The 6,447-nt window shown below is 69.9% G+C and carries 7 protein-coding genes; 3 read left to right on the top strand and 4 right to left on the bottom strand.

Annotation, left to right across the window (positions count from 1 at the left end):
• The coding region (locus tag VEG08_11705) for a Sir2 family NAD-dependent protein deacetylase (protein HXZ28649.1) at positions 1-278 on the bottom strand (278 nt) is incomplete at its 3' end.
• A gap of 76 nt (positions 279-354) precedes the next feature.
• Between VEG08_11705 and VEG08_11700 the strand changes: the two genes are divergently transcribed.
• Positions 355-714, top strand: coding sequence for a hypothetical protein (locus tag VEG08_11700; protein ID HXZ28648.1), 360 nt, complete (start codon positions 355-357; stop codon positions 712-714).
• A gap of 40 nt (positions 715-754) precedes the next feature.
• Here the strand turns inward: VEG08_11700 and aceA are convergent, their stop codons facing one another.
• Together aceA and VEG08_11690 are read right to left on the bottom strand one after the other, a co-directional pair.
• Positions 755-2,116, bottom strand: a complete 1,362-nt coding sequence (gene aceA / locus VEG08_11695; protein HXZ28647.1) for an isocitrate lyase — start codon at positions 2,114-2,116, stop codon at positions 755-757.
• A 53-nt stretch (positions 2,117-2,169) separates the two neighbouring features.
• Positions 2,170-3,744, bottom strand: coding sequence for a hypothetical protein (locus tag VEG08_11690; protein HXZ28646.1), 1,575 nt, complete (start codon positions 3,742-3,744; stop codon positions 2,170-2,172).
• Between the two features lie 178 nt (positions 3,745-3,922).
• Between VEG08_11690 and VEG08_11685 the strand changes: the two genes are divergently transcribed.
• The gene (locus VEG08_11685; GenBank protein HXZ28645.1) at positions 3,923-4,705 is read left to right on the top strand and encodes an IclR family transcriptional regulator; all 783 of its coding nucleotides are present in this window, start codon (positions 3,923-3,925) and stop codon (positions 4,703-4,705) included.
• Between the two features lie 3 nt (positions 4,706-4,708).
• Here VEG08_11685 and VEG08_11680 read toward each other — a convergent pair whose 3' ends face one another.
• On the bottom strand, positions 4,709-5,716 hold the full coding sequence (locus VEG08_11680) for an NAD(P)H-quinone oxidoreductase (protein ID HXZ28644.1): 1,008 nt from the start codon (positions 5,714-5,716) through the stop codon (positions 4,709-4,711).
• A gap of 140 nt (positions 5,717-5,856) precedes the next feature.
• Here VEG08_11680 and VEG08_11675 point away from each other — a divergent pair, with 140 nt between their 5' ends.
• Positions 5,857-6,237, top strand: coding sequence for a hypothetical protein (locus VEG08_11675; protein ID HXZ28643.1), 381 nt, complete (start codon positions 5,857-5,859; stop codon positions 6,235-6,237).
• Positions 6,238-6,447: the final 210 nt, after the last annotated feature.

Genomic DNA, 6,447 nt, shown 5'->3' with positions numbered 1-6,447 from the left:
AGTTCCGCCAGGGCCAGGTGCGCGGGGTTGGGCTGGACGGAGGCGGCCATCTCGCGCCGCCAGGAGTAGAACTGCCAGACGGTCTCGGGATCGCGGGCCCAGGCGATGGGCGAGGCCACCTCCTGCACGCGGAAGCCGCGCCAGAGCCCGCCGGCGCCGCGGAAGGTGGGGAGACCGCTCTCCGCGCTGACCCCCGCCCCGGTGAGCACGAAGAGGCGGTCGTCGGGGCGGATGGTGATCGCGCTGGGCGAGGGCGTCATGGGAGCAGTGCCGGCCAACCTCCAGCATGCCCTTTGGTGTCTAACCGATGCAAGCCCGGCCGCCGGGCGCGTTCTCCAGCAGGAGGCCGAAGCCATGCGAGGAAGGGACGCAGTCATCCTGGGCCTGATCCTGCTGCCGGCGAGCATGCTGGCGCTGGGACAGGGAGCGTCCGCGGGCGCGCCGCCGGCCAAGAGCAGGGCCGTCCACAAGAGCGGCAAGGTGGAAGCAGGAGTCGAGGGCGGCTGCCTGGTGCTGCGCGACACCAAGGACCATAAGCTCTACAACATCTTCACCTCCACCGGCGACGTGCCCAAGCCCGGCGACGAGATCTCCTTCAGCGGAACCCAGCACGACGGCCCCACCGCCTGCATGGAAGGCATCGCGGTGGACGTGGGCTCCTGGAAGCTGATCAAGGCGGCCGGCCCCGAGCCCAAGCCTCTTCCCGTGACTTGACTGCCGCCGCCGGGCCAGTCGGGCCTGTGAGTCGAGCGCGCTAGTCGGCGCCGCCGGAGAGCCCGGCGGCCGGCCGGGGAGCGGGCGCCGGCGGCGGCGCCGCGCAGCCGCTGCTTTCCACCTCCGCGAACTGTGCCTTCTCGGTCGAGCCCTCTAGCGCGGTGGTGGACGAGGTCCCGCCCGCAATCACCTGCGTGACCTGGTCGAAGTAGCCGGTGCCCACGAAGCGCTGATGCTTCACCGCCTCGTAGCCGTTCTCGCGCTCGGCGCGGAACTCCTCTTCCTGCAGGCGCGAGTAGGCGGCCATGCCGCTCAGGCGGTAGGTGCGCGCCAGCTCGAACATGCTGAGGTTGAGGGCGTGGAAGCCCGCCAGGGTGACGAATTGGAAGCGGTAGCCCATGGCCCCCAACTCGCGCTGGAAGCGCGCGATGACCGCGTCATCCAGCTTCTTCTTCCAGTTGAACGAGGGCGAGCAGTTGTAGGCCAGGAGCTTGCCGGGGAACTGCGAGTGCAGGGCCTCGGCGAAGATGCGGGCCTCGTCAAGATCGGGCTCGGCGGTCTCGCACCACACCAGGTCGGCGTAGGGAGCGTAGGCCAGGCCACGGGCGATGGCGGACTCCAGCCCGCCGCGGATGGAGAAGAAGCCTTCGGCGGTGCGCTCGCCGGTGAGGAAGCGGCGGTCGCGAGGATCGATGTCGCTGGTGAGCAGGTGGGCGCTGTTGGCATCGGTGCGCGCCATGATGAGCGTGGGCACGCCCAGCACGTCGGCGGCCAGGCGCGCCGCCACCAGCTTCTGGATGGCCTCGACCGTGGGCACCAGCACCTTGCCGCCCAGGTGGCCGCACTTCTTGGCGCTGGAGAGCTGGTCCTCGAAATGGACGCAGGCGGCGCCGGCCTCGATCATGGCCTTCATCAGTTCGAAGGCGTTGAGGGCGCCGCCGAAGCCGGCCTCGGCGTCGGCGATGAGGGGTACCAGCCAGTGAATGTCGTCGTGACCCTCGGCGTGGTGGAGCTGGTCGGCGCGCACGAGCGCCTGGTTCAGCCGGCGCACCAGGTTGGGCACGCTGTCGGCGGGGTAGAGGCTCTGGTCGGGATACATCTGGCCGGCGTCGTTGGCGTCGGCGGCGACCTGCCAGCCGCTCACGTAGATGGCCTCCAGCCCGGCACGCACCTGCTGGATGGCCTGGTTGCCGGTGAGCGCGCCCAGCGCGGGCAGGTAGGGCTCGGAGCGCAGCAAGTCCCACAGGCGCTCGGCGCCCAAGCGGGCCAGCGTGTGTTCGATGTGCACCGAGCCGCGCAGGCGCACCACGTCCTCGGCGGCGTAGGGCCGCTCTACGCCCTTCCAGCGGGGCTCGAGAGCCCAGGTTCTGGCTAACTCCGCTGCGTGTGCGTTGACCACCATGTCTGGCTTCTCCTTTGGATGTGCCGAAGTCAAAACAGGTCCCCAGGGCCGGACTACACCGGGTCGAACTCGTTGTTCAGGATCATGGACTCGCTCAGGCGGCGGGCGGCGCGGTAGCGGCCGCGCACCTCGGCGGGCGCATCCGCGGGAAGTTCCTGGAGGATGCGGTCGAGTTCCTCGTCGAAGAGGCGGTTGACCAGGGCCAGGGTGTGCGGCACGGCCGCCCCGTCCTCGGCGGCGACCGGCACCGCCTCGCGGTGGCGCATGCGCTGCGCGATCATGAGGCGGTAGATGCGGTCGGTGGCCAGGTCCTCCATGTAGCCGTCGAGCAGGCTGGCGCCCTTGCCGGCGAGCACGCCCTGGCGGTAGCGGATGACGGTGCGCACGGCGGCGCGCGTGCCTGCCAGCGAGTGCTGCCCCACGCCCTCGGGCCGCGGCCGCAGCTCGGGATAGCGCTCGCCGCCGGCGGGACGCTCGTGCAACTGATTGGGGCAGGGGAACTGCGCCACCGCGATCTGGTTCTGGTCGGGATGGCCGGTCCAGGCGCCGTCCATCAGGCAGACGGCCTCGTTCTTCTTGTCCTTCTCCAGCACGGCCAGGGCGCGGGCGTTGAGTTCGGCATCCTCGCGGCTGGGATAGAGCGCGGTCATGCCCCCGATGGCCAGCGCCCCCCGCTTGTGGCAGAGCTCCGGCATCAGCGCGCGCAGGTTCTGGAAGAAGGGAACATCGTGCGGGATGGTGTTGCGGTCGGGCAGCACCCAGGCCGGGTCCTCCAGGTTGAAGTGGATGAGCGAGGCCATGTAGTCCCAGCGCCCCAGGTTCAGCCCCAGGATGTGCTGGCGCAGGTGGTAGAGGAACTCCTCCATCTGGAAGGCCAGGGGATGCGACTCGACCAGGGCGAAGCACTTGATAGCGTCGCGGGGCAGGCCCTTCCACTCGGCCAGGGCCTGGAAGAGGTCGCGCCACCACAGGGCCTCCTCCGCCGACTCCGACTTGGGGATGTAGAAAGTCAGGGGGTGCTTGAGGTCGGCGGGCTCGGCGGCGAAGAGCACGCCGGCCACGTCGTAGAGCGAAGCCGAGACCAGCTCGTCGGGCAGCAGGCCGGCCTGGCTCAGGTGCAGGCCGCGGGGACGGATGAGGATCACGGTCGAGCTGGACTGGATGGAAACTTGGCGCTGGCGCTTCTTGTCGTAGTAGCTGAGCTGGCCGCGCAGGACGGCGAGGATGTTGGCGATCCCCAGGTGCAGGTGCTCCCAGGTGTTGGCGGCGGAGTCTTCCAGGTCGAGCATCACGCCGGGGGCGCCGGAGTTGAGCATCTTGACCACCAATTCGGCATCGTCGGCGGGCCCGGTCATCTGGTTGCGCTGGTCGCGGCACCAGGCGGGCAGCTCGATGCGCCAGTCGCCCTGGGTGGCCAGCGAGGGAGGCAGGTGCTGGGGCAGGCGGCCGCGGTGGGCGCCGGCCAGGGCGGCAGCGCGCTTGGCGAGGAGCGCCTGCTGCCAGGGAGTGAAGCGGCGGTGCAGGGGGAGGAGGAATTCCAGGAAACCGGGGGCCAGGTGGACCGCCGGGTCCAGCTCCGGGGGAGCGCAGTTGATGCGGGAGTCGAGCCCGGCCGGGGTCGTCGCCATCGTGTCCCTCCCTTGCGGTCTGTTCAATATACTGAACAGCCATTCACTATGCCGCTCACGTTAGGCCGGAAGCGGAGGGCGGTCAAGTGGCGTGTTCATCCTGTTGAACACAAATTCAAAATGTGGGAGGATGACCCCGGCCGGTCCGATAGGGTCGGGACCGGTCGGGGAGGCGGCCATGCCCGAGAGCAGCGCCAAGGATTCGGCCGCGGTGGAGCGCGCCCTCGCCATCCTGGAGGCGGTGGCCCACCGCGCCGGCGGCCTGTCCAACGCCGACCTCAGCCGCCGGCTCAAGATCCCCAAGAGTTCGGCCAGCTACCTGCTGCGCACCCTCGAGCACCACGGCTACCTGCGTCGCGAGCCGGAGAGCGGCCGCTACCGCCTGGGGGTGAAGGTGCTGGCGCTGAGCGAGAGCGTGCTCTCCGGGCTGGACATCCGCCAGATGGCCCTGCCCATCCTGCGCCACCTGGTGGAGCACGCGCACCTGACCGCCCACCTGGCCATCCTGGACCGCGGCGAGGCCGTCTACATCGAGAAGGTGGAGGCCCCGGGCTTCATCAAGATGGATACCTGGGTGGGCCGCCGCATGGACGTGCACGCCACCAGCGTGGGCAAAGCGCTGATCGCCTGGCTGCCGGAGGAGGAGGTGGCGGCGCTGGCGCGCCAGCGCGGCCTGCGCAAGCGCACCCCCAAGACCATCACCGTGCTCTCCCGGCTGCACAAGGAGCTGGAGAAGGTGCGCGCTCAGGGCTACGCGGTCGACGACGAGGAGAACAATCTGGGGGTGCGCTGCGTGGCCGCTCCCATCTTCAACAGCGAGGGGGGAGTGGAGGCCAGCCTGGGGGTGAGCGGGGCCACCAACCAACTCGATCCCGGCTCGGTCCCCAAGATGGCGGAGATGGTGCAGGACGCTGCCCGCCACATCGCGCAGCAGATGGGCTATCACCCGCCGCGGCGCTGACCATCAGTCCATCCGCAGCACGATCTTGCCGAAGCTGGCGTTGGATTCCATGCGGCGGTGGGCGGCCTGGATCTCGGCCAGGGGAGACTCGCTGTCGATGACTGGGCGCAGCTTGCCCGCCGCCAGCCAAGGGACGACCTGGGCGGCGAAGCTCTCCGTGACCTGGATCTTTTCGTCGAGTGAGCGGCCGCGCAGCACCGAGCCGATCACGGTGAGGCGCTTGCCGAGCAAGTGCTTGAGCTCGATCTCGGGCTTGGCTCCGCCGGAGCTGGCCAGCACCACCATGCGGCCGCGGCCGGCCATCACCGCCAGGCTGGCAGTCACATAGGGCCCGCCCACCAGGTCGAGCACCACCTCCACGCCCCGGCCCGCGGTCCAGCGGCGCACCGCCTCGGGCAGCTCTTCCAGGCCGGATGAGAGCGCGATGCCATCCTCCAGGCCGAATTCCCTGGCGCGCGCGATCTTGTCGGGGGTACGCGAGCTGCCGTACGGTACGGCATCGAGCGCCCGCACCAGTTGCACCGCGGCCAAGCCGACGCCGCTGCCGACAGCATGGATGAGCACGGCTTCCCCGGCGCGCAGGCCGGCCTGCGCCAGCGCGTCCTGGGCGGTGATGAAGGCTTCGGGGATGGCCGCCGCTTCGATCCAGCTCAGGCTGGCGGGGATCTCCGCCAGAGTCTGTTCATGGGCGGCGACATAGAGGGCATGGGCGCCGCCCGCGGCCAGCCCGAAGACACGCTGGCCGGGGCGCCAGCGGACGGCCCCCGGTCCCAGCTCCGCCACCTCGCCGGCGAACTCCAAGCCGGGAATGCCGGCGGGGGCTCCCAGCGGAGCGGGGTAGCGGCCCTGGCGCTGCAAGACGTCGGCGCGGTTGAGAGCGGAGGCCCGCACCCGCACCAGGACCTCGCCGGCGCCGGGCGCCGGGCGCGGCACTTCTCGGATCTCCAGCACCTCGGGGCCGCCCGGCCGAGTGATGACGATCGCGGTCATGGTGGCAGGAAGGCCGGCCATGCCCGCATCTTACCTCAGCCGGCGGGAAGCTGTTTTGGCACCTCCGCGGCGGCCTATCCGTGGTCTAATGAGGCGGAACGCACCGGCACTTCGGCCCCGTTCGCCGCTTTTGCGGACTTCCTCCCCCGAGGAGAGAGACGATGCCGGACCCATCGCACAGCCACGAATCGTTGACCGCGCGCCTGGCCCAGGCCAGCGCGGAACTGCACGAATTGGAGCAAGGCATGCAGAACGGGGAGATCGACGGCCGCATCCTGGCGGAGTTCCGCGAATCCGTGGACCACGTGCGCCAGACCGCGTGGGCGGTGCAGCAGTGGATGGAACTCTCCGCCGCCAAGCGTGACCCCTTCTCGGTGCTGAACTGGCTGGCGGCGGAGCGCGTCCGCATCGGCACCATGGTGGCCCACGAGCTGAGCATGGACCTGGACGCCACCGAGGTGAACACGGAAACGCCGGGGATCCAGCAGCTCTATCATGAGACCAAGGGGCTGCTGGAGCGGCTGATGCGCATCACCAAGTAGGCGGCGGGCGAGACGGGACTCCGAGTAGATACCCCCTCCCCGAAGGTGGTGCGGTCGCGCCACCCCCGCTGGGGAAGGCCGCAGATGATAGAATCAGCAGCAATCCGGGCCCGGCGGGCCCGCATCTGAATCGCAAGCCAGCATGATCAGGCAGAACCAAGGCGATGGCGTCCGAAGGTGGACGGTGTGCGTCCTGGTGGCGGCCCTGCT

The organism is Terriglobales bacterium (assembly GCA_035624475.1).
Taxonomy (GTDB): Bacteria; Acidobacteriota; Terriglobia; order Terriglobales; family Acidobacteriaceae; genus DASPRL01.
The sequence above is the reverse complement of the archived record's forward strand: the minus strand, read 5'-3'. Positions and strand labels throughout refer to the sequence as shown.